The sequence below is a fragment of the Neisseria subflava genome (assembly GCF_024205705.1).
Classification (GTDB): domain Bacteria; phylum Pseudomonadota; class Gammaproteobacteria; order Burkholderiales; family Neisseriaceae; genus Neisseria; species Neisseria subflava_D.
Genome location: NZ_CP073115.1, coordinates 2375359 through 2394967 on the forward strand (window position 1 = coordinate 2375359; position 19609 = coordinate 2394967).

Here is a 19609-nt window from a genome sequence, read left to right on the forward strand (position 1 = left end):
TCTCTTGAATGAAAGCCACGCATGGATGCCTATCCTGAAACAGCAGCCAATACGCAAAGTATCGTCGAGCTGGTTCCTGTACTGATCGCCATTACAAACGGCAGCTTGAGGGTTTTGACAGTTGCCAAAGGAGAGCTATTACCCAATGGCCTGCTTGCACCGTTTCGCCACTCCTTGCAAGCAGGAGTCAGGATGTGGGTTGCCAAACAGACATCACAGCCTATGGGCTATGTGGAACAGCTTTACACCTTTGTCGATACGCGCCGTCAAAACAAGCAAGGCCTGCCTGTCTTGTACGTCAGTTATCTGGGGCTGGTGCGCGAGGCAGCCGACAGCATCCTGCACCCCGACGCAAAATGGCAGGACTTCTACGGCTATTTTCCGTGGGAAGATTTGCGCACCGACGGCGGACAGCGCGACGCCATCGTCAGCTGCCTGCGCATTTGGGCAAACTCGGCGGATACGGAGGAAGTGCGCCAAAAGTGGCTCAAGCGCATTCATTTGTGCTGGGGGGTAGAACCTGAAAATTGGTCGGAAGAATACGTTTTGCAACGCTATGAAATGCTATACGAAAGCGGCCTGATAGCGGAAGCAGCCGAGCCTCAGGAAAACTTCAACTTCGCACTCACGGGGCAGCCTATGCGCCACGACCACCGCCGCGTACTGGCGACAGCCTTATCACGCCTACGAGCCAAAATCAAATACCGCCCCGTGATTTTTGAACTGATGCCGCCCGAATTCACACTGCTACAACTGCAAAACAGCGTCGAAGCCATCAGCGGCAGATTGTTGCATAAGCAAAATTTCCGCCGCCAGATTCAGCAGCAAAACCTCATCGAGCCGTCGGATACCGGCGTATCAGGCAGTAAAGGCCGTCCTGCACAGCTTTACCGCTTCCGAGATGACGTTCTGCCCGATCAGCTGATTTCTGATATCGGACTGCCGCTGGGTAGCCGCTAACTGATTTTCAGACGGCTTCAAATTAAATTTTGCCCCATCGGGCAATATCAATATTTTTCAACAAAGGAACCTTCATGTCGTCTGAAAACAATCTTCTTCCTCTCCCCGATACCCTGTTGCGCCCCATGGTAGAACAAGCCTTGAGCGAAGATCTGGGCAGGCGAGGTGATATTACGTCCGCAGCCGTTATAGCGCCCGATAAAACTGCCAAACTTTTCCTGATCAGTCGTGAAGACGGCGTAATAGCAGGCATGGATTTGGCGCGTCTTGCCTTTCAGACGATGAATCAGTCCGTCCGTTTCCAAATCAAAATCCAAGACGGACAAGCCGTCCGCGCAGGTCAGACGCTTGCCGCCGTCGAAGGCAACGCCCGTGCGCTGCTCGCCGCCGAACGCACCGCGCTCAACTACCTCACGCACTTAAGCGGCATCGCCACCGCCACCGCGCGTGCCGTTGCCGAAGTCGCCGAATACGGTACAGACATCGTGTGCAGCCGCAAAACCATCCCACTGCTTCGCGTCCTGCAAAAATACGCCGTTAGAGCAGGTGGCGGCGTGAACCACCGCATGGGCTTGGACGACGCCATCCTCATCAAAGACAACCATCTTGCCTATTGTGACAGCATCGCCCAAGCCGTACGGCAGGCAAAGCAGGCGGTCGGACCGTTGACCTGCGTGGAAATCGAAGTGGACACGCTGGCACAACTGGACGAAGCCATCGCGGCGGGCGCGGAACGGATTTTGCTGGACAACATGAATGACGAAACCTTGAAAGAAGCGACAAACCGCTGCCACACGCAAACCGCCCATCCCCACACCGTCTATTGCGAAGCATCGGGCGGCATCGGCTTCGACCGCCTGAAGCGCGTGGCACAAACCGGCGTGGACGGCATCGCCCTCGGCTATCTGACCCACAGCAGCCGCTCGTTGGACATAGGTTTGGATTTCGTGGCGTGAATTCCAAAAATACAACGATTGCCTATAAAGGTACAGGTCTCAAGCTGTGCTATTAGCAGGGTGGCTTTGAAAAGGATAAGAAGAGATAGGTAGGACGGCTGTAGAGGTCTCTAATGTAACGAGTTCTTTGATGATTCAGGGAGTGCTCGATCAACTGCTAACCAAATATCTACTCCAACTTCAATAAGGGTAAATGGTCGATGTGCTTGACAAGTATGGCTTGAGACCTTTGCAAAATTCCTTTCTTTCCGACAGCCGAAATCCAAACACAGGTTTTCGGCTGTTTTTGTTTCAAATATCCACTGATTCTACTCAAATACCCTCTTAATCCTCCTTGGATACCTGATTAATCAGGCATCCGGCCGCCTTTTAGGCGGCAACAGGCGCACTTAGCCTGTTGGCGGCTTTCAAAAGGTTCAAACACATCGCCTTCAGATGGCTTTGTGCACTTACTTTAACCAGCCCGAAATAGGCTGCCCGGGCATAGCGGAATTTACGGTGCAGCGTACCAAAGCTTTGTTCGACCACATAACGGGTCTTCGACAAATACCGGTTGCGTTTGGTTTGCGCTTCCGTCAGCGGATGGTTACGGTGTGCTTTGCGCATAATGCCGTCCAGCAGCCGATGCTCTTCCAGATGTTGCCGGTTTTCTTCACTGTCATAGCCTTTGTCGGCATAGACGGTCGTACCTTCGGGCAGACCTTCCAATAAAGGCGACAACTGTTTGCACTCATGGGCGTTGGCGGGGGTAATATGCAGTTTCTCGATATAGCCTTCCTCATCGGTGCGGGTATGTTGTTTGTAACCGAGTCTGTATAAACCGTTTTTCTTTGTCCAGCGGGCATCGCTGTCTTTACTCGGTGTGGTTTGTCCGCTGACTTGTCCTTCTTCATCGACTTCTATGGCCTGACGCTGTTTGCTGCCGGCGGTCTGAATAATGGTGGCGTCAATGACGGCGGCGGATGCTTTCTCTATTTTTAGGTTTTTTTCGGTCAGTTGGCGGTTAATCAGTTCCAGCAATTCGGACAGGGTGTCGTCTTGCGCCAGCCAGTTGCGGTAGCGGCATAAGGTGCTGTAATCGGGGATGCTCAGTTCGTCAAAACGGCAAAACAGGTTGAAATCGATGCGGGTGATGAGGCTGTGTTCGAGTTCGGGATCGGAGAGGCTGTGCCATTGGCCGAGCAGGACGGCTTTGAACATGGACAACAGGGGATAGGCGGGACGGCCGCGGTGGTCTCGAAGGTAACGGGTTTTTTGACGATTCAGGTATTGTTCGATCGGTTGCCAATCAATCACCTGATCCAACTTCAATAGTGGGAAACGGTCGATGTGTTTGGCAATCATGGCTTGGGCGGTTTGCTGGAAGAAGGTGCTCATGGAAAATCCCCTAAATGTCTTAGTGGGAATTTAGGGGATTTTGGGGAATTTTGCAAAGGTCTCGGCTTATGTAAATTTACTGAAAAAAGGGTGCTAATGCCCCTAAGTGTGCTTGATAGTAATTTAGAGGATTTTACAAAGGTCTCAGCCTTTTTATTTCTATAAAAATGCGGCAGGTTTTTAAAACCTGCCGCGGTATGGGGACATACAGCTCGGACGGTAAGCCGGGTTCTGTCGCGGACAGTCATTCCTCTAGGCACATCATTGCTGGTGTGCTCAAGCAACCTACCCGAACGCTCGGCGAGCAGCGTCATCGCGTTCTGTTTGGTCTTGCTCCGAATGGGGTTTAGCCTGCTGCGCTTTGTTACCAAATGCACGGTGCGCTCTTACCGCACCTTTTCACCCTTACCTGTTTTGCCCGAAGGCAATCATCGGCGGTATTGCTTTCTGTTCCACTTTCCGTCGCGTTACCGCGCCCGGCCGTTAGCCGGCATTCTGCTCTATGGAGCCCGGACTTTCCTCCCCGTATGCCTTACACGATACGCGGCGACTGTCTGTCCGACCTGTATGAGGTGCGGATTATAACACAGCCGCCATAGGGTTCAGACGGCCTAAATATTTATTTTTTCTTTTTAAATGCTATTTCGGTCAAACCCAATTCCTGTGCTTTTTTGCGGACTGCGGATTCGGGCATTTCGCGTGCCAGGCGGCTGGTGCAGTATTCGGTCATGGTGGTGGCGCAGGCTTTGAAGTTGCCGGTAAAGTCGCTGGCGGCACTTAAAAACGGGATGAGGCGGCCGGCCATGATTTCTTCGGCCGGTGCGTCTGTTTGGGCGGATACGCGTCCGGACTCGACCGCCGAGAAAATTTGTTCGGTAAAGCGTCGGGCGAAGTTTTCTTCTGTTTGGCAGTCTTGGAATGCGGTGTTTTCGTGTTGGCAGACAAGGGTAACTTCGCCTTGAGCTTCTTGCAGCGGTTCGGCCAAATCGAGTTTGAGGGTTTGCTTGTCGGTTTGCAGCCAGGCGGTGCGGCCTTGGGCTTTGATGATTTTGCCGTAAACGCCGATGGCATCGTTTTTGGGGATGTTTTTCTGTTCGGCAAGTTGTTGGGCCGAGAATAAGGGGGCTTGTTCGGCAAATGCGCCGCCGGTTTCGTGTTTGAAGTAGGCGGCGAGGTCTTGTTTGATGAGGGCTTGGGTCAGTAGTTTTTCGCCTTCGGTCAGGCGGTGTGCAAAGCCGTGTGTTTTGGGGGCGGATGCGGCATCCGTGGTCTTGGTGTCCCGTGTGCAGGCGCTCAGGAGTAAAAGCAGGGGAAGGATGTATTTCATGGTTGGTCTCTCAACAGGCCGTCTGAATATATGGTTTCAAACGGTCAGCGTTGTTTATCGATAATGATAAACCCGGCGCGGATAGACGGGATAAGCCGGATGGTTGTGAACGGGTTGGTTGTCTTGGTAAATGACGGTCGTCCCGGGCGGGGCGTTGATGGTCACGGTTTTGTTGACGGTGGTTTGCTAGTGGACGGGCAGGTCCAAGACAGCGGTGCGCCCATACGGAGTCTCGGTATAGACACACGCGCTGAGAAAGAGGGTGATGCTCAGTGCCAATGCCTTCATGTTTCAGACGGCCTCTTATTTGAGCAGGTTTTTCAAGGCCAGGCGCACGCCTTCGCCGACTTCCGTGCCTTTGGGAATGCTTTTGGTGGCGGCTTTGGCTTCGCGTTCGTTATAACCGAGGGCAAGCAGGGTGTTGATGATGTCTTGGCTTTCATCGGTAACGGCATCAGGGGCAAACAGGCCGTCTGAAACGGTATGGGACACGAGTTTGCCGCGCAGTTCCAATACCATGCGCTCGGCGGTTTTCTTGCCGATACCGGGGGCGGAGGAGAGGCGTTTGACGTCTTCTTCGGCGACGGCTTGCGCCAGCTCGTCGGCATTCATGGCCGACAAAATGCCCAATGCGGTTTTAGCACCGATGCCGCTGACTTTGACCAGTTGGCGGAAGGTGGCGCGTTCCTCGGCTGAGGCGAAACCAAACAGCAAATGCGCGTCTTCGCGGACGACAAGCTGGGTGTAGAGATGGACGGTTTCGCCAACGGAGGGTAGGTTGTAGAAAGTCTGCATGGAAACGTCGGCTTCATAACCGACGCCGTTGACGTCGATAACGACCTGCGGCGGATTTTTCTCAATCAATTTGCCTGTGAGCCTGCTGATCATGGTGTTCCCCTGTGATTAAAAAAGGCCGTCTGAAACCTTGCAATCGGGTTTCAGACGGCCTTGTATTGTATCAAACTTCAGCGGTAACGCGGACGAAATCAGATGGCGGATGCTAGGTTCAGATGACGGGCGCGTTCGCCTGCTTCGGCGGCACGTTCTTGGCTGCTGAACGGACCCATTTTGACAACGTATTCGTAGTTGCGTTTTTCCAGCATGACTTTGCTGTCTGACGGCAGGCTTTGTGCGGCTTGGTTCAGATAAGCCTGTGCTTCGCGTTGGGTACCGAAGGATTTCAAATCAACAAAAAATTCTTTGTTGTTTGGGGAAACAATGGTTTGAGCGGCGGTTTGGCCGGGGATGATCTGCTCAACTTTGACGTTGGCCGTGCCTTGGTTGATGAAACCCAATTGTTGGGCGGCGGCTTTGGAAACATCGATAACGCGGTTGCCGTGGAAAGGGCCGCGGTCGTTGACACGGACGATGACGCTTTTGCCGTTTTGCATATTGGTCACGCGTGCGTAGCTGGGAATAGGGAGGGTTTTGTGGGCGGCGGAGAGGGCGTTCATATTGTAACGTTCGCCGCTGGAAGTTTTACGGCCGTGGAACTGGTTGCCGTACCATGAGGCTTTGCCGGTTTGGCTGAAAGAGGAAACTTTGGTCAGCGGCGTGTAGCGTTTGCCGGCAACTTTGTAACTGCGGTTGGCAGAAGGATGCAGTTTTTCGACTCGGACCACGCTGTCGGCGACGGCGGCATTGATGGAGAGGACGCCGATGGTGGCGGCGGCTAAGGAAAGGAGGGTTTTTTTAGTAAAAGTCAAAACGGGTTCCGTTCTTGAGTTGATAACGCAGCGGTTTTCAGACAGCCTGTTATACGCCGCCGGCAAAACCGTTTTGTCGCCATGCTTCAAATAAAATCACGGCGACGGTATTGGAAAGATTCATGCTCCTGCTGTCGGGCATCATCGGCAGGCGGATTTTTTGTCCGGCAGGCAGGCTGTCGAGAACTTCGGCAGGCAGGCCGCGTGTTTCGGGACCAAACAGCAACACGTCGCCTTCGCGGAAGGAAACTTCGTCGGGGCGGGTAGAGCCTTTGGTGGTCAGCGCGAAAATGCGGCGGCCTTCAAGGGCCTTGAGGCAATCATCGAAATTCTCATGTACCGTCAGTTTGGCAAACTCGTGATAATCCAAACCCGCGCGTTTCATTTTGGACGAATCCAGTGGAAACCCAAGCGGCTTGACCAAGTGCAAATCGGCACCGGTATTGGCGCACAGGCGGATGATATTGCCCGTATTGGGCGGGATTTCAGGTTGGTACAAAACTATGGTAAACATATAAATCAATCACTTATAGAATGGCATAATGCCGAAATGTTCCATGGGTGTCAAAAACTTTAAGCTATTTTTTCATTGGCGGCCGCGCCAAGCTCCAGCAAAAAATCTTACCTGCGCCTGATTTTTTCAGCGTTTTCGCCAATTCGTTTAAAGTCGAGCCGGTGGTGAAGACATCATCAATTAACAGAATATTACACGCCTTCGGCAATTCGGCTTTGATTTTAAATGCATTCTTGATATTTCGCCGACGTTCGTCGCTTTTCAGCGTACTTTGCGGCTCGCCATGCCGTCTGAAAACCGCGTGGCGCGGCAGCAGCGTCCAGCCGTAGCGTTTTGCCAAAATATCCGTCAACGCCTCGCTTTGGTTGAATCCGCGCTTGAGCCGCCGCTCTTTGCTCAAAGGCATGGGCAGGACAAAATCGAAGTGTTCCGTCGCCAGCCAGTCCGGTGCGTTTTGGCACATTAAATCCGCCAACGGCTGGCTCATGCCCAAATCGGCCAAGTGTTTCAGCTCGCGTATCATGCTGCTGACGGGCGGTTCGTAATACAGTGAGGCCCACATTCTATCAAATGCGGGCGGCTTTTTCTGACAACTGCCGCACACTGCCCCGCCCGCGACATGGCGGAAACACAAAGGGCAGCTTTGTGCCGCGTCGATAAAATATTCCGTCAAATCATTTGCGCAGCCTCGGCAAAGGCCGTCTGAAACGGAATCGTGGCATAATACGCAACGTCGCGCATTGAGCTGTTTCAAACTGCGCCACCAAGAAAGAACATTCATGCCACACTCCGCCAAAAAAGTTTATCTGATACACGGTTGGGCGGCGAACCGCCATGTATTCGACGATTTGATACCGCGCCTGCCTGCCGATTGGGACGTCCGCGCGCTTGATTTGCCCGGACACGGCGATGCGCCTTTTGCCGAACCGTTTGATATTGCCACCGTTGCCGAAGCCTTCGCCGGACAAATCGACACGCCGGCACACATTCTCGGCTGGTCGCTGGGCGGACTGGTTGCCCTGTATCTGACCGCGCTTTATCCCGACAAAATCCAATCGCTCTGCCTGACGGCAAGTTTTGCCCGATTGACTGCCGACACGGATTATCCCGAAGGCTTGGCGCAACCTGCCTTGGGCAAGATGGTCGGCGCATTCCAGCAGGATTATGCCAAACATATTAAACAGTTTCTACAACTGCAACTGCTGCACACGCCGCATTCCGGCGAAATCTTAAACCGGGTGTTGCCCGATTTGGCGCGCTGCGGCACGCCTTCCGCCTTACAGGCCGCGCTTGAAGCGGTCAACCATGCCGACGCGCGTCCGCTGTTGCCGCTGATTCAAACGCCGTCACTGCTGGTGTTTGGACAGAAAGACGCTATCACGCCGCCGTGCATGGGCGAATATTTACACCGCCATTTGAGCAATAGCGAGCTGGTTCTTATCGACAAAGCCGCACACGCGCCCTTTTTAAGCCATGCCGACGAATTTGCCGAAATCTACCGCAATTTTGTCGAAAAGGCCGTCTGAAACAGCCTTCAACCATAAAAACATTGTCGGGCAAAGCCCGCTGACACGACCCACTATGACCGAACAAGACAAACGCTGGCAGATTCACCGCCATCTCGCCCAGGACACCGACGAGCGCCTGCAGCTGGTCCGCAATGTACCTAAACGCATCATGCTGATTGGTGCCGATGCCGACATCAGCCGCAGCCTGCTGGCCGCGCGTTATCCCCACGCCGTGTTTGAAGAATACGATCCGAATGCCGATTTTTTGAAAACCGCCGCAGTCGCGCGCAAAGGCGGTTTTTGGCAGAAACTGACCGGCAAAACCATTCCGCAGCATTGCCAAGCCCTGACCGCGCCGTTGCCCGAAGCATCCGCCGATATGTTGTGGGCCAACCTCAGCCTCAGCCGCGCCGACGATATTTTGCCGGTATTGAAAAACTGGGCCGCTGCTTTGAAAACCGACGGATTATTGTTTTTCACGCACTTTGGCCGCGACAGCCTGACCGGGCTGACAAGCCGTCTGAACCATGAAGGCATCGAATGCGAAGCGCCCACGCTGATTGATATGCACGACTTGGGCGATATGCTCGCCGACAACGGCTTTTACGATCCGGTAACCGACACGGCCAAGCTTGAGTTGAGCTATAAAAAAGCCGGGACGTTTTGGCAGGACATGGAAACCTTGGGATTGTGGAATGCGTTGAAGTTCAGCAATCCGCAAGCGGCCAAGGAATGTGTGGATAAGATTTTTGCCAACGAAGGCCGTCTGAACATCACGCTTGAAACCGTGTACGGTCATGCCGTGAAGAAATTGGTGTTGCCGCAAGGAGAGAACGTGGTGCAGTTTTTCCCGAAACGGCAGGGCTAGTTTGGGGGTCGTGCCGGTAGGATTTACACCGCGATTGCGTATTGTGGAATGCGGTTTGGCGTTTGTATCGATTGCCTGCGCTGATTAATATGTATGAAAAAGGCCGTCTGAAAAGTTTTCAGACGGCCTTTTGTTTGATTCCAAATTAAGCCTGTTTGGCCGCCCATTCGGCCGGAGTGGCGGCAACGGAAATCGACAGCGCGTGCAATTCGTTGCTTTCGAGTTGCGGCTTGAGGCCGTCTTTAATCAGGCGGTGGCGGGCGAGGCGGGCTTTGCCTTCAAATGAGGAGGAAACGATTACGGCGAAGAAGTGATGGCCGTCGCCTTCAACTTCGACGTGTTCGCAAGGGGTAACACCTTCAATCAGGGTTTTGACTTGTTCGGGTAAAAGCATGGGGGTTCCTTGGGAAATGGTTTGCTTGTAAAAGAGGGCATTATACCGAATCTTGATAAAAACAGGCCGTCTGAAAAACCAAACTTCGGGTTTCAGACGGCCTCGGTCTTTTGAAGCGTCAAATGCTTATTCGTACACTTTCAGCAACTCGACTTCAAAAATCAAGGTTGCGTGCGGAGGAATCACGCCGCCGGCACCGTGTGCGCCGTAGCCCATTTCGGAAGGAATGGTCAGCTTGCGTTTGCCGCCTTCTTTCATGCCGCCGAAGCCTTCGTCCCAACCTTTAATCACTTGGCCGACGCCCAGAGTGATGGTCAGCGGTTGACGGCGGTCGAGGCTGGAGTCGAATTTGGTACCGTCTTCCAACCAACCGGTGTAATGTACGGTGATTTCTTTGCCTTTGACGGCTTCTTTGCCGTGGCCTTCTTGCAAGTCTTCAATAATCAGGCTCATGATGTTCCTTTCGGATGTATGGTGAAAATCGGCTCAAGATTACCATATTGTGTGGAATCGTGAAACAAATGCGCCCATATGGCCGGCAACAAAAAGGCCGTCTGAAACGGATTTTCAGACGGCCTTGTTTTATGCTAACCCTTATTTGTTGTCAGGTTGGGATTTGACATCGTGGGAGACGGGCAGCTCAGGCATGGTTCGGGCAGACTCTGGAACATTGCCGGAGAGGGCTTTCAAGAAGGCAACGATGTTTTCAGTTTCTTCCGGAGCCAGAGTTTTACCCAATTGAGCTTTCGCCATGATGTTGACGGCTTTATCCAATTCCCAAACGCTGCCGTTGTGGAAGTATGGGTAGGTGCGCTCAACGTTTCTCAAGCCTGGAACACGGAAGAAGAATTCGTCTTCGGCTTTTTTGGTTACGTCCGCACGGCCTTTGTCGTGTTTAGGATCGTCGATGTGTTTCCAGTAAGGACCATCCACCAAACCGAATTTTTGGAACATGGCACCGCCCAAGTTGACGCCACTGTGACAAGCGATACAGCCGTTGTCCATAAATGCGCGTACGCCTTTGCGTTCTTGTTCGCTCAGGGCAGATACGTTGCCTTTCAGGTAGTCGTCCCAACGGGTCGGGGTCAGCAGGGTACGTTCAAACGCGCCCAATGCGGTGGTGATGTTTTTGAAGGAAACCGCGCCGTCTTCAGGGAATGCGGCTTTGAATTTCTCTTGGTATTCAGGAATACCGGCGATTTTGGCAACAGCATCGGCCTCGGTCGCGTTGGCCATTTCAACAGGGTTGAGCAATGGGCCGCCGGCTTGTTCTTCCACATCGGCTGCACGGCCATCCCAGAATTGGCTGCCCAACAAGGCGGCATTCAGAGCAGTCGGGGAATTACGGCCGCCGAATTGGCTTTTGTGGCCCGCGCTGGTCGGCATGTTGTCTACGCCGGCAGTTGCCAAGTTGTGGCAAGAGTTACAGCTGACGGTGTTGCCTTTGGACAGGCGGTTTTCGTACCAAAGTTGTTGGCCGAGTTTGACCTGTTCTTCGGTAAACGGACGGACTTTTTGCATTTAGGCTAAGTCAGGCAAAGGTTTGAACGTAGCTTGCGCGCGTTCCAACAGGGCTTTGTCTTCGGCAGAAATATCGGCGGAATTTTGAGGTGCAGAAACGGCGGCGGTGCTTGCGGCAGCATCGGCAGCGCTCGCGGCAGAAGCCGCTTGAGGGGTTTCGGTTGTTTGAGCCGTTTTCTCGCCGCAGGCGGTCAGCGCGGCAGAAACGGCCAAAGCCAAAGCGATTTGGTGGAGTTTTAAACGTGGCATAGGAGGGTTCCTTTGTTATGCGTTTGTTATGTCATGGATTGCTGATTGCACCAGCAATATGCCAACTATAAAAGATAAGGCGGTTTTAATTTTTGTTGTAAATCAACCTTTTAAATTTGATAAATTTTGAAAATATAACTGATAGAGAATTTTATACTATGGAACTTTTTTATTATTTATTTACAATTAGTTACTGTTTTTAAGGCCGTCTGAAAAAATAAAATTCAGACGGCCTTTTAGTTTTTATTGATTACGTTCGTTATTTTCTTTTAAAAAATCTTAATAAATATAGGGTTATTAAAAATGAAAATAATTTGCGTTATTAAGCGTAAAGCGTTATAAATGCGTTAACAGATAAACGTTTCACTTTAGAGTTTTTTATGCTGATTGCTTTATTGATTATGCTACGCGAGGGCATCGAAGCTGCCCTGATCGTCGGCATTGTTGCCAGTTTTTTGAAACAGTCGGGACACAGCGAGCTGATGCCGAAGGTTTGGCTGGGCGTGTTTTTGGCTGCGGCCATGTGTTTGGGTATCGGTTACGGCATTCATTCCGTTACGGGCGAGATTCCGCAAAAAGAACAGGAATTGGTGGTCGGCGTTATCGGCCTGGTGGCTGTGGCGATGTTGACGTACATGATTTTGTGGATGAAAAAGGCCGCACGTTCGATGAAACAGCATCTTCAGGATTCTGTTCAGTCGGCCTTGAACCACGGCAGCGGCCAGGGCTGGGCCTTGGTCGGCATGGCGTTTTTGGCCGTGGCGCGCGAAGGTTTGGAAAGCGTGTTTTTCCTGCTTGCCGTGTTCCAGCAAAGCCCGACATGGTCTATGCCGATAGGCGCGGTGTTGGGGCTGTTGGCGGCGGTTGTCATCGGTACGCTGATTTATCAGGGCGGTATGCGCCTGAACTTGGCGAAGTTTTTCCGTTGGACGGGCGCGTTTTTGATTGTGGTGGCGGCCGGTCTGCTGGCCGGTTCGTTTCGCGCGCTGCATGAGGCAGGCGTATGGAATGCGATGCAGGACATCGCTTTCGACACCTCGAAATATTTGCATGAAGACAGCCCTTTAGGCGTGCTGCTCGGCGGTTTCTTCGGCTATACCGACCATCCGACCGAAGGCGAAGTCCTGATTTGGCTGCTGTATCTGGTTCCCGTCATGATTTGGTTTTTGCGCGGCAGCGCGCCGGCAAAAACGTTAACTAAATAAGAAGGAAGTAAAATGAAAAAATTTAATCTGACTGCTTTGTCTGTAATGCTGGCTCTGGGTTTGACCGCGTGTCAGCCGCCTGAAGCCGAAAAAGCCGCGCCTGCCGCTTCAGGCGCATCCGCTGCCGCCAATGCCGATGGTTCGGTCAATATCGGTGTGAACGATACTGCCTGCGAACCGATGGAATTGACCGTCCCCAGCGGCCAAGTCGTGTTCAACATTAAAAACGACAGCGGCCGCAAGCTGGAATGGGAAATCCTGAAAGGCGTGATGGTGGTGGACGAACGTGAAAACATTGCCCCGGGTTTATCCGACAAAATGACCGTTACCCTGCTGCCGGGCGAATATGAAATGACTTGCGGCCTGTTGACCAATCCGCGCGGTAAGCTGATTGTTACCGACAGCGGCTTCAAAGACACTGCCAACGAAGCGGATTTGGAAAAACTGTCCCAACCGCTCGCCGACTATAAAGCTTACGTTCAAGGCGAGGTTAAAGAGCTGGTGGCGAAAACCAAAACCTTTACCGAAGCCGTCAAAGCCGGAGACATTGAAAAGGCCAAATCCCTGTTTGCCGCCACCCGCGTCCATTACGAACGTATCGAACCGATTGCCGAGCTTTTCAGCGAACTCGACCCCGTCATCGATGCGCGTGAAGACGACTTCAAAGACGGTGCGAAAGATGCCGGGTTTACCGGCTTCCACCGTATCGAACACGCCCTTTGGGTAGAAAAAGACGTTTCCGGCGTGAAGGAAATTGCAGCGAAACTGATGACCGATGTCGAAGCCCTGCAAAAAGAAATCGACGCATTAGCGTTCCCTCCGGGTAAGGTGGTCGGCGGCGCGTCCGAACTGATTGAAGAAGTAGCGGGCAGTAAAATCAGCGGCGAAGAAGACCGTTACAGTCATACCGACCTGAGCGACTTCCAAGCCAATGTGGAAGGCTCCAAAAAAATCGTTGATTTGTTCCGTCCGCTGATTGAAGCCAAAGACAAAGCGTTGTTGGAAAAAACCGATGCCAACTTCAAACAGGTTGAAGACATTTTGGCGAAATACAAAAAACAAGACGGCTTCGAGCTGTACGACAAACTGAGCGAAGAAGACCGTAAAGCCCTGCAGGCGCCGATTAATGCCTTGGCAGAAGATTTGGCCAAACTGCGCGGCATTTTGGGTTTGAAATAAGATAACGCGTTTTCAGACGGCCTTTGGATATTGAAAGGCCGTCTAAATCTTATTGTCGCTCACACAAATATGCTTGAAAACCGACCTTACTTCACACGATTGCAATCTTTCCGTTCCCTGCCAAGGAGCAGACCATGAGCCAAAACAAACAACCGGCACAACCCGAAAAACGAACCCTTTTCAAAACTGCCCTTGCCGCCGGCGCCATCGGCGTTGCCGGTTATTTTGCCGGTAAAAAACAAGGCGAATCCGCCGCCGAGACCCAAAACAACCAACATTCCGAGCTGGCCTATCCGTGTTACGGCGAGCATCAGGCAGGCATCGTTACGCCACACCAGCTCTTCGGCATCATGTGTGCCTTTGATGTTACCGCCAAAGACGCCAAACAACTTGAAAACCTGTTCCGCGCCCTGACCGCCCGCATCGAATTCCTCACCCAAGGCGGCGAATACCAAGACGGCGACGACAAACTCCCGCCTGCAGGCAGCGGCATTCTCGGCAAACAATTCCGTCCCGACGGGCTGACAGTTACCGTCGGCGTCGGCAGCAGCCTTTTTGACGACCGCTTCGGCCTCAAAGACAAAAAGCCGAAACACCTGCAGGAAATGCGCGACTTCCCCAACGACAAACTCCAAAAATCTTGGTGCGACGGCGACCTCAGCCTGCAAATTTGCGCGTTTTCCCCCGAAACCTGCCAAGCCGCCCTGCGCGACATCATCAAAAATACCGCCCAGTTCGCCGTGATCCGTTGGAGCATAGACGGTTGGCTCCCTAAAGCCGAACCCGGCGCCATTGCCGCGCGCAACCTTTTAGGTTTCCGCGACGGCTCCGGCAATCCAAAAGTCGAAGATCCCAAAGTCGCCGATCAAGTCCTGTGGACGGGCGTTGCCGCCAACAGCTTGGACGAACCGGCATGGACGAAAAACGGCAGCTATCAGGCCGTCCGCCTCATCCGCCACTTTGTCGAGTTTTGGGACCGCACCCCAATGCAGGAACAAACCGATATTTTCGGTCGGCGCAAATACAGCGGCGCGCCCATGGACGGTAAAAAAGAGGGCGACACCGCCGATTTTGCCAAAGACCCAGACGGCAAAATCACGCCCAAAGACAGCCATATGCGCATTGCCAATCCGCGCGATCCTGAGTTCATGAAAAAACACCTGCTCTACCGCCGCGCCTTCAACTACTCGCGCGGCCTAGCCGCCAACGGCCAACTCGATGTCGGCTTGGTGTTCATCTGCTATCAGGCCAACCTTGCCGACGGCTTCATCTTCGTGCAAAACCTGCTCAACGGCGAGCCGCTGGAGGAATACATCAGCCCGTTTGGCGGTGGCTATTTCTTCGTTCTGCCGGGTGTCGAAAAAGGCAGCTTCCTCGGCAAAGAGCTTTTAGGCATATAAATCCGCTGATGGTTTGAATAGATAAAAAGGCCGTCTGAAACCTGATTTCCAGATTTCAGACGGCCTGAGTTTTTTCTATCAAACCAAATGTTCCGCCAAGAAAGCCAATGCATATTCGACGGCTTGCGCCCTTACTGCTTCACGGTCGCCTGTGAAAAGCGCGGTTTGCTCAAACGAACCTTCGGGCGTGGCCAGGCCGAACCAGACTGTGCCGACCGGTTTGGCCGCGCTGCCGCCGCTAGGGCCGGCGATGCCGGAAATACTCAAGGCGTAATCCGCTTGTGCCACGGCTTTTGCGCCGCGTGCCATTTCATAGACGGTCTCGCGGCTGACCGCACCGTGTTTCAGCAAGGTGTCAGGCATGACGCCGAGGCGGTCTTGTTTGGCTTGGTTGCTGTATGTGACGAAGCTTTGATGAAACCATTGCGAGCTGCCGGAGAGTGAGGTCAGCGCACCTGCAAGCAGGCCGCCGGTGCAGGACTCGGCGCAGGTAACGGTTTGACGGCGGCTGGTCAGGTGTTCGGCGATGGTTTGCAGATGGGACATGGCGGCTCCTTATGTAAAAGGGTGAGATTTAGGTGAAAGTTTAACCTGCTTATGTTTCAGAGAGGCTTAAGATGTAAGAAATTCTAGCATTTTTTTTTCAGTATTCGAAAAACAATAATACCATGAACATCCACAAAAATACCCACACCTCACCTCACCTCACCAACGTCAAGCCGTTTGACGAGCCTATATACAGAATAAAATCACTGTTACTTATCTGTCCCGATAATACCAAAGCAGCGTAACCATCTACCGTACCCTTACTATTTACACCACAAAACAGCACCAACAATCAATTCAAACAAGAAAAATACGATATAAAGCGGTTAGCTAAAGTTGAGAAAACTATCGAGGAAAAACTTAAAAAACAGGCCAAACTCCATAACAAATACTATCCTAAAGAAATGGTGAAACACCAAATGGCTGCCTTTATTGCAAAATCAAAAATAACCGATCCAAAGGATTATCTATTTATCGTTATTGATGATAATTCTCGAAAACTGTATGTGGCTATTTAACTAACCGTACTTCAGCCAAGACAGGCTGCGATATTATTGGACTGCTGTCCGTATACTAAGTGTACCTACTCGGATAACGACATGGAATATCACAGCAATGCGCTGCAGCAGTTGCCTGTGTGTAGAACAACATCGGCTAGAAATTTACCCTCTTCGCCCGACCACAGACTAATGATAAGACCCGTACCCTAATGATAATGTGTCATGATAATTTTTCGTTTAGGGATTCGGAACACTGACAAAAAGAACAGTACCACTTTGTAAAATTTTATAATATGGTAAAGCTTGAAAGGTGGTACGCCATTTAGAGGTCTTATAGTCTGAGACCTTTGCAAAATTCCTTTTCCCCCGACAGCCGAGATCCAAACAAAGATTTTCGGCTGTTTTTGTTTCAAATATCCACTGATTCTACCCAAATCCCCCTTAATCCCCTTGAATACCTGATTAGAGACCTTTATTAATCTTTATTTATTTCATAAAGTTATCTATTATAGTTAATTAAAATCAAAATAGGATAATAGTGCATCGTCAAATCGAGCGTAATCAGACAAAACGGTTCTCAGATACCGCTTAATATTCGCCCACACCTTCTCAATCGGGTTGAGCTCAGGTGAATAAGGTGCAAGAGGCAATACCTTATGTCCCAATTTTTCCGCCATTTCCCGTAAGACACCCATACGGTGAAATCGTGCATTATCTAAAATAATCACCGATTTTTGAGTCAATGTGGGCTGTAGGCATTGCTGAAACCACGCTTCAAAAAAGACTCCGGTCATCGTATTTTGATAAACCATCGGAGCAATCAGCCGGTTGCCGACTTGTGCGGACACCAGAGATAAGCGTCGGTATCTTTTTCCACTTATCTGCGCTTTCACTATTTGCCCTTTTAGGCTGCGGGCATAGGGACGGAACAGGTAGCGGTCAAATCCTGTTTCATCCAAATAAACACGTTGGTAGTCGGAAAATTCGGCCAGCTGTGTCAAATAATGCGTTACTTTGGCCGGGTCTTGTTCTTTGTAAGTGGTGGTCTTTTTTTTCGCGTCATCCCCATCTGTTTGAGTGCATAGCAAACGGCGGCTGGCGTACAATCAAAATATTTAGCGATTTCATGCAGATAGGCATCCTGGTGTTGCTCAACATATTGAGCCAGTTTTTGCCTATCCAATTTGACGGCATTTAGACCGGTAACTTGATGTTTTAGGCTGCCTGTTTGTTTTTTAAGGCGAATCCACAGGTAAAGCGTGTTTCTTGACAAGTTAAACGTTGCTGCGGTTTGGCTGATGTTTTTGCATTGTTCGTAATAGTTTAAAGCTTTGTTTCTTAAGTCCGTAGAATATGCCATGGTTAGACCTTCAAAGTTGAGTATTGTACTATTTTGTTTTTAATTGACTATAAATAGGTTAAATCGTTTCGTTCTTTATTGTGGATAACCCTATAAAAAGGCCGTCTGAAATACTCAGACGGCCTTTTGTTTGCCCAGGCAAATTAAATATCGTATGTGGTTGAAGCGGTATCGCCGCCCTTGCCTGTCCAGTTGGTATGGAAGAACTCGCCGCGCGGTTTGTCGGTACGCTCGTAAGTGTGCGCGCCGAAGTAGTCGCGTTGCGCTTGCAGCAGGTTGGCAGGCAGGCGCTCGGAAGTGTAGCCGTCAAGGAAGGTAATTGCAGAAGCCATGCAAGGCATCGGAATACCGCACTCGATCGCTTTGGCCACCACTTTACGCCATGCAGGCAGACAGGTTTCCAACACGCCTTTGAAATAAGGATCGGAACCCAAGAAGATCAAATCAGGATTGGCTTCGTATGCGTCGCGGATGTTGCCCAAGAACGCGCTGCGGATGATACAACCTTCGCGCCACAAGAGGGCGGTATTGCCGTAATTCAATGCCCAATCGTTGTTTTCGCTGGCTTCGCGGATCAGCATAAAGCCTTGTGCATAAGAAATGATTTTGGATGCCAACAGGGCTTGGCGCAAAGCATCCACCCATGCGGCTTTGTCGCCTTCAATCGGGGTAATGGTTTTACCAAACAGGCTGTTTGCTTGGGCGCGTTGGTCTTTAAACGCGGACACGCAACGTGCAAATACGGCTTCGGAAATCAAGGTTAACGGAATACCCAAATCGAGGGCATTGATGCCGGTCCACTTGCCTGTACCTTTTTGACCTGCGGTATCAAGGATTTTTTCGACCAAAGGTTCGCCGTTTTCATCTCTGTAACCCAAAATCGCAGCGGTAATTTCGACCAGATAAGAATCCAGTTCGGTTTTGTTCCACTCGTTGAAGATTTGGTGCATTTCGTCATAAGACAGACCCAAACCATCTTTCATGAATTGGTACGCTTCGCAAATCAACTGCATGTCGCCGTATTCAATGCCGTTGTGCACCATTTTGACGAAGTGGCCCGCACCATCGCGACCGACCCAGTCGCAGCAAGGCTCGCCTTGAGGCGTTTTGGCGGAGATGGCTTGGAAAATAGGCTTAACAGCAGGCCATGCGACTTCATCGCCGCCAGGCATGATAGACGGGCCGTGACGCGCGCCTTCTTCGCCGCCGGACACGCCCGCGCCGATAAAACGGATGCCTTTTGCCGCCAGCTCGTGGGTGCGGCGGGTGGAATCGGGATAGTTGGCGTTGCCGCCGTCAATAATGATGTCACCTTCATCCAAAAGTGGAACGAGTTGCTCGATAAAATCGTCAACAACAGAACCAGCGCGAACCATCATCATGATTTTGCGTGGTTTTTCTAATTTATCAACCAGATCTTGCAGTGAATATGCGCCGATAATATTAGTATTTTTGGCTGCGCCGTTTAAAAAATCATCTACTTTGCTAGTCGTCCGGTTGTATGCAACAACTTTAAAGCCGTTGTCGTTCATGTTGAGAATCAGGTTTTGCCCCATTACGGCAAGGCCGATTACGCCAATGTCGCCTTTCATTTGGTGAAACTCCGTTATTGATTAAATTTATCAAGCGTAACTCTAGCTGATTTACAACTTTTTAACAATCCTTAACTTTTTAATTTTTTGAAAAGATGCCTTTACGTTTCAGACGGCCTTTGCCTTTGAGAAAACAAACTATAAATTAGATTTTAAATAATAAATAGAAGATGATATTGAGTACTGCCCCAGCTTGTTGATAACTTTGATTACAAAAAATTTTCAAATACTTAGCTGATATTTTTTGATGAGGATAAAGTAAGGTCGGCCTTGTTTGCAGATGTGGATAAATTTTTCCTACTGCTTCATTCTGTGGGTAACTTTTTGCCTGTGCACAATCTTAGCTTGTTTTATACTTCTTCAGTCGGAACTGATTGACTAAAGAAATAGTCAAATTGTTTTTTATTTCAAGCTATTTTCATATTTCCTTTTATTTAAGCTGGGAAA

General features: G+C 51.0%; 18 protein-coding genes, 1 other RNA gene and 2 pseudogenes. 7 read left to right on the plus strand and 14 right to left on the minus strand.

Annotated features, from left to right (window positions below; translation table 11 throughout):
- Positions 1-21: 21 nt before the first annotated feature.
- Entirely contained in the window at positions 22-960 is a 939-nt protein-coding gene (locus KCG54_RS11435) for an NUDIX hydrolase (protein WP_254324229.1), read from the plus strand.
- A 74-nt stretch (positions 961-1034) separates the two neighbouring features.
- On the plus strand, positions 1035-1916 hold the full coding sequence (gene nadC / locus KCG54_RS11440) for a carboxylating nicotinate-nucleotide diphosphorylase (protein ID WP_254324230.1): 882 nt from the start codon (positions 1035-1037) through the stop codon (positions 1914-1916).
- Between the two features lie 369 nt (positions 1917-2285).
- On the opposite strand, the gene KCG54_RS11445 is transcribed toward nadC, so the two are convergent.
- The 8 genes and pseudogenes from KCG54_RS11445 to KCG54_RS11480 form a co-directional block, all read right to left on the minus strand.
- Complete coding sequence (locus KCG54_RS11445) at positions 2286-3293, minus strand: IS5 family transposase (protein ID WP_254324231.1); 1008 nt, start codon at positions 3291-3293, stop codon at positions 2286-2288.
- 204 nt (positions 3294-3497) lie between these two features.
- Positions 3498-3859, minus strand: an RNA gene (gene rnpB, locus KCG54_RS11450) — RNase P RNA component class A.
- Positions 3860-3912: 53 nt separating this feature from the next.
- Positions 3913-4620 (minus strand): hypothetical protein, encoded by a 708-nt coding sequence (locus KCG54_RS11455; protein ID WP_254324232.1) that lies wholly within the window; start codon positions 4618-4620, stop codon positions 3913-3915.
- 54 nt (positions 4621-4674) lie between these two features.
- Positions 4675-4908 (minus strand): annotated as a pseudogene (locus KCG54_RS11460) (methionine-binding protein).
- Positions 4909-4923: 15 nt separating this feature from the next.
- Positions 4924-5508 (minus strand): Holliday junction branch migration protein RuvA, encoded by a 585-nt coding sequence (gene ruvA / locus KCG54_RS11465; protein WP_254324233.1) that lies wholly within the window; start codon positions 5506-5508, stop codon positions 4924-4926.
- A gap of 98 nt (positions 5509-5606) precedes the next feature.
- Positions 5607-6326 carry a septal ring lytic transglycosylase RlpA family protein gene (locus KCG54_RS11470; RefSeq protein WP_254324234.1) on the minus strand — a complete coding sequence of 240 codons (720 nt, stop codon included), beginning with the start codon at positions 6324-6326 and terminating at the stop codon, positions 5607-5609.
- A 49-nt stretch (positions 6327-6375) separates the two neighbouring features.
- Positions 6376-6840 carry a tRNA (uridine(34)/cytosine(34)/5-carboxymethylaminomethyluridine(34)-2'-O)-methyltransferase TrmL gene (gene trmL / locus KCG54_RS11475; protein ID WP_070461542.1) on the minus strand — a complete coding sequence of 155 codons (465 nt, stop codon included), beginning with the start codon at positions 6838-6840 and terminating at the stop codon, positions 6376-6378.
- A 64-nt stretch (positions 6841-6904) separates the two neighbouring features.
- Positions 6905-7621 (minus strand): ComF family protein, encoded by a 717-nt coding sequence (locus KCG54_RS11480; protein WP_254324235.1) that lies wholly within the window; start codon positions 7619-7621, stop codon positions 6905-6907.
- On the opposite strand from KCG54_RS11480, the gene bioH reads away from it, so the two are divergent.
- Together bioH and KCG54_RS11490 are read left to right on the plus strand one after the other, a co-directional pair.
- Positions 7620-8366 carry a pimeloyl-ACP methyl ester esterase BioH gene (bioH, locus tag KCG54_RS11485; RefSeq protein ID WP_254324236.1) on the plus strand — a complete coding sequence of 249 codons (747 nt, stop codon included), beginning with the start codon at positions 7620-7622 and terminating at the stop codon, positions 8364-8366. The two genes, KCG54_RS11480 and bioH, sit on opposite strands and share 2 nt — an antisense overlap.
- 55 nt (positions 8367-8421) lie before the next feature.
- The gene (locus KCG54_RS11490) at positions 8422-9216 is read left to right on the plus strand and encodes a class I SAM-dependent methyltransferase (RefSeq protein WP_254325026.1); all 795 of its coding nucleotides are present in this window, start codon (positions 8422-8424) and stop codon (positions 9214-9216) included.
- Between the two features lie 145 nt (positions 9217-9361).
- On the opposite strand, the gene KCG54_RS11495 is transcribed toward KCG54_RS11490, so the two are convergent.
- From KCG54_RS11495 to KCG54_RS11505, 3 genes and pseudogenes are all read right to left on the minus strand, one after another.
- Positions 9362-9610 (minus strand): BolA family protein, encoded by a 249-nt coding sequence (locus tag KCG54_RS11495; protein WP_003686612.1) that lies wholly within the window; start codon positions 9608-9610, stop codon positions 9362-9364.
- Between the two features lie 126 nt (positions 9611-9736).
- Positions 9737-10066 (minus strand): FKBP-type peptidyl-prolyl cis-trans isomerase, encoded by a 330-nt coding sequence (locus KCG54_RS11500; protein WP_094192864.1) that lies wholly within the window; start codon positions 10064-10066, stop codon positions 9737-9739.
- Between the two features lie 138 nt (positions 10067-10204).
- Positions 10205-11380: pseudogene (locus KCG54_RS11505) on the minus strand (cytochrome-c peroxidase).
- A gap of 380 nt (positions 11381-11760) precedes the next feature.
- Here KCG54_RS11505 and efeU point away from each other — a divergent pair.
- The 3 genes from efeU (at position 11761) to efeB (ending at position 15164) form a co-directional block, all read left to right on the plus strand.
- On the plus strand, positions 11761-12585 hold the full coding sequence (gene efeU, locus KCG54_RS11510) for an iron uptake transporter permease EfeU (RefSeq protein WP_049329350.1): 825 nt from the start codon (positions 11761-11763) through the stop codon (positions 12583-12585).
- Positions 12586-12597: 12 nt separating this feature from the next.
- Positions 12598-13764, plus strand: coding sequence for an iron uptake system protein EfeO (gene efeO, locus KCG54_RS11515; RefSeq protein WP_049333129.1), 1167 nt, complete (start codon positions 12598-12600; stop codon positions 13762-13764).
- Between the two features lie 134 nt (positions 13765-13898).
- Positions 13899-15164 carry an iron uptake transporter deferrochelatase/peroxidase subunit gene (gene efeB, locus KCG54_RS11520; RefSeq protein ID WP_254324237.1) on the plus strand — a complete coding sequence of 422 codons (1266 nt, stop codon included), beginning with the start codon at positions 13899-13901 and terminating at the stop codon, positions 15162-15164.
- Positions 15165-15242: 78 nt separating this feature from the next.
- On the opposite strand, the gene KCG54_RS11525 is transcribed toward efeB, so the two are convergent.
- The 3 genes from KCG54_RS11525 to gnd all read right to left on the minus strand — a co-directional run bounded on the left by KCG54_RS11525 (position 15243) and on the right by gnd (position 19162).
- Positions 15243-15710 (minus strand): CinA family protein, encoded by a 468-nt coding sequence (locus tag KCG54_RS11525; protein WP_070822553.1) that lies wholly within the window; start codon positions 15708-15710, stop codon positions 15243-15245.
- A gap of 1012 nt (positions 15711-16722) precedes the next feature.
- Positions 16723-17570 (minus strand): IS630 family transposase gene (locus KCG54_RS11530; protein WP_254324238.1). Its coding sequence is split into 2 segments (ribosomal slippage): positions 16723-17255 and positions 17255-17570, totalling 849 coding nucleotides; the frame shifts between segments, so codons are not numbered across the junction.
- A gap of 143 nt (positions 17571-17713) precedes the next feature.
- The gene (gnd, locus tag KCG54_RS11535) at positions 17714-19162 is read right to left on the minus strand and encodes a decarboxylating NADP(+)-dependent phosphogluconate dehydrogenase (protein WP_254324239.1); all 1449 of its coding nucleotides are present in this window, start codon (positions 19160-19162) and stop codon (positions 17714-17716) included.
- Positions 19163-19609 lie beyond the last annotated feature (447 nt).

What these genes read in the sequence shown, in the direction of transcription:
- KCG54_RS11435 (WP_254324229.1), top strand. Translation starts at nt 22, where the DNA reads ATGGATGCCTATCCTGAAACAGCAGCCAATACGCAAAGTATCGTCGAG.
- nadC (WP_254324230.1), top strand. Translation starts at nt 1,035, where the DNA reads ATGTCGTCTGAAAACAATCTTCTTCCTCTCCCCGATACCCTGTTGCGC.
- KCG54_RS11445 (WP_254324231.1), bottom strand. Translation starts at nt 3,293, where the DNA reads ATGAGCACCTTCTTCCAGCAAACCGCCCAAGCCATGATTGCCAAACAC.
- KCG54_RS11455 (WP_254324232.1), bottom strand. Translation starts at nt 4,620, where the DNA reads ATGAAATACATCCTTCCCCTGCTTTTACTCCTGAGCGCCTGCACACGG.
- ruvA (WP_254324233.1), bottom strand. Translation starts at nt 5,508, where the DNA reads ATGATCAGCAGGCTCACAGGCAAATTGATTGAGAAAAATCCGCCGCAG.
- trmL (WP_070461542.1), bottom strand. Translation starts at nt 6,840, where the DNA reads ATGTTTACCATAGTTTTGTACCAACCTGAAATCCCGCCCAATACGGGC.
- bioH (WP_254324236.1), top strand. Translation starts at nt 7,620, where the DNA reads ATGCCACACTCCGCCAAAAAAGTTTATCTGATACACGGTTGGGCGGCG.
- KCG54_RS11480 (WP_254324235.1), bottom strand. Translation starts at nt 7,621, where the DNA reads ATGAATGTTCTTTCTTGGTGGCGCAGTTTGAAACAGCTCAATGCGCGA.
- KCG54_RS11490 (WP_254325026.1), top strand. Translation starts at nt 8,422, where the DNA reads ATGACCGAACAAGACAAACGCTGGCAGATTCACCGCCATCTCGCCCAG.
- KCG54_RS11495 (WP_003686612.1), bottom strand. Translation starts at nt 9,610, where the DNA reads ATGCTTTTACCCGAACAAGTCAAAACCCTGATTGAAGGTGTTACCCCT.
- efeU (WP_049329350.1), top strand. Translation starts at nt 11,761, where the DNA reads ATGCTGATTGCTTTATTGATTATGCTACGCGAGGGCATCGAAGCTGCC.
- efeO (WP_049333129.1), top strand. Translation starts at nt 12,598, where the DNA reads ATGAAAAAATTTAATCTGACTGCTTTGTCTGTAATGCTGGCTCTGGGT.
- efeB (WP_254324237.1), top strand. Translation starts at nt 13,899, where the DNA reads ATGAGCCAAAACAAACAACCGGCACAACCCGAAAAACGAACCCTTTTC.
- KCG54_RS11525 (WP_070822553.1), bottom strand. Translation starts at nt 15,710, where the DNA reads ATGTCCCATCTGCAAACCATCGCCGAACACCTGACCAGCCGCCGTCAA.
- gnd (WP_254324239.1), bottom strand. Translation starts at nt 19,162, where the DNA reads ATGAAAGGCGACATTGGCGTAATCGGCCTTGCCGTAATGGGGCAAAAC.